The 2361-nt window shown below is 70.4% G+C and carries 2 pseudogenes; both read left to right on the top strand.

What is annotated here, in order from left to right:
• Positions 1-1187, top strand: a pseudogene (locus tag JHN63_RS51905) (acyclic terpene utilization AtuA family protein); the annotation flags it as partial.
• Positions 1179-2361 (top strand): annotated as a pseudogene (locus tag JHN63_RS51900) (acyl-CoA carboxylase subunit beta); the annotation flags it as partial. The pseudogenes JHN63_RS51905 and JHN63_RS51900, both read left to right, overlap by 9 nt.

Genomic DNA, 2361 nt, shown 5'->3' with positions numbered 1-2361 from the left:
AGTGCCTCGGCCTCGCCGTCGAGCGCGGGGTGCGGATCGTCACCAACGCCGGGGGACTGAACCCCGCCGGACTCGCCGACGCCGTAAGGGAGTTGGCCGATCGGGTCGGGGTTCGGGCAAGGGTCGCCCATGTCGAGGGGGACGATCTCGCCGGACGGTATCCGGATGCCCTTGCCGCGCATGCCTATCTCGGTGGGTTCGGTATCGCCGCCTGTCTCGACGCGGGCGCCGACATCGTGGTCACCGGACGCGTCACCGATGCCGCTCTCGTCACGGGGCCGGCCGTCGCTCACTTCGGGTGGGGCGCGGACGACCACGACCGGCTCGCGGGGGCCGTGGTCGCCGGACATGTGCTGGAGTGCGGGACGCAGGCGACCGGCGGCAACTACGCCTTCTTCACCGAGCACACGCCGGAGAAGCTTCGGCGGCCCGGATTTCCGCTGGCCGAGATCCACGAAGACGGCTCCTGCGTCATCACCAAACACCCCGGCACCGGGGGAGTCGTGGACGTCGGCACCGTCACCGCGCAGCTCCTCTACGAGACGCACGGTGCCCGGTACGCCGGTCCCGACGTCACCGCCCGCCTCGACACCGTCCGGCTCACCGGGGACGGGCCCGACCGGGTCCGGATCGAGGGGGTCCGGGGTGAGGCTCCACCGCCGACCCTCAAGGTCGGGCTCAACCGGCTGGGGGGCTTCCGCAACGAGGTCACCTTCGTGCTCACGGGGCTCGACATCGAGCGCAAGGCCGCTCTCGTCCGGGAACAGATGGAGGCCGCGTTCGGCGAGGGGAACGCCAAGTCGCGGCCCGGTGAACTCCGTTGGGATCTCGCCCGTACCGACCACGCGGACGCCTCCACCGAGGAGACCGCCAGCGCACTGCTGCGGCTCGTCGTGCGGGATCCCGATCAGGAGACCGTCGGTCGGGCGTTGAGCGCGGCCGCCGTCGAACTCGCACTCGCCAGTTACCCCGGCTTCCATGTGCTGACCCCACCTGGAAAGGGAGCGCCCTATGGCGTCTTCGATGATGTGTATGTCCCCCACGGGGACGTCGACCATGTGGCCGTCCTCCACGACGGGCGCCGGGTTGCTGTGGCCCCGGCCCACGACACCCGCGTACTGGAAGACCTTCCACAGCCGGCCCTCCCCGAGCCTCCGCCGGACGGGCCCACGACGCGGGCGCCGCTCGCCGCCTGGGGCAGCGACTACGCGGTCGGCGCCTCGCTCGTCACCGGCATCGGGGTGGTGGAGGGCGTGGAGTGCCTGATCACCGCCAACGACCCCACCGTGCGCGGCGGAGCCAGCAATCCCTGGTCGCTGAAGAAGGCCCTGCGGGCGAACGACATCGCGCTCGCCAACCGGCTGCCCTGCATCAGCCTCGTGGAGTCGGGCGGTGCCGATCTGCCGTCCCAGAAGGAGATCTTCATCCCGGGCGGCGCCATCTTCCGTGATCTCACCCGCCTTTCGGCCGCCGGTATCCCCACGATCGCGGTCGTCTTCGGCAACTCGACTGCCGGTGGCGCGTACATCCCGGGCATGTCCGACCACGTGATCATGGTCAAGGAGCGGGCGAAGGTGTTCCTCGGCGGGCCGCCCCTCGTGAAGATGGCGACCGGCGAGGAGAGCGACGACGAGTCGCTCGGCGGCGCCGAGATGCACGCGCGCGTGTCGGGCCTCGCCGACCACTTCGCCGTCGACGAGCAGGACGCGCTCAGGCAGGCGCGCCGCGTCGTCGCCCGCCTCAACCACCGCAAGGCGTACGGCGATCCGGGGCCGGCCGCACCCCCCAAGTACGACGAGGACGAGCTGCTGGGCATCGTCCCGGGGGATCTCAAGACCCCCTTCGACCCGCGCGAGGTCGTTGCCCGCCTCGTCGACGGTTCCGACTTCGACGAGTTCAAGCCCCTCTACGGCGCGAGCCTGGTGACGGGGTGGGCCACCCTGCACGGCTATCCGGTCGGCATCCTCGCCAACGCCCAAGGGGTCCTCTTCAGCCAGGAGTCCCAAAAGGCCGCCCAGTTCATCCAGTTGGCCAACCAGCGCGACATCCCGCTCCTCTTCCTGCACAACACCACCGGCTACATGGTCGGCAAGGAGTACGAACAGGGCGGCATCATCAAGCACGGCGCGATGATGATCAACGCGGTGAGCAACAGCCGCGTACCGCATCTGTCGGTCCTCATGGGTGCCTCGTACGGTGCCGGGCACTACGGCATGTGCGGCCGCGCCTACGACCCCCGTTTCCTGTTCGCGTGGCCCAGCGCCAAGTCCGCCGTCATGGGCCCCCAGCAGCTCGCCGGGGTGCTCTCGATCGTCGCCCGCCAGTCGGCCGTGGCGAAGGGGCAGCCCTACGACGAGGACG

The organism is Streptomyces sp. MBT65 (genome assembly GCF_016612545.1).
GTDB lineage: Bacteria > Actinomycetota > Actinomycetes > Streptomycetales > Streptomycetaceae > Streptomyces.
This window is presented reverse-complemented; position numbering and strand designations above follow the sequence as displayed.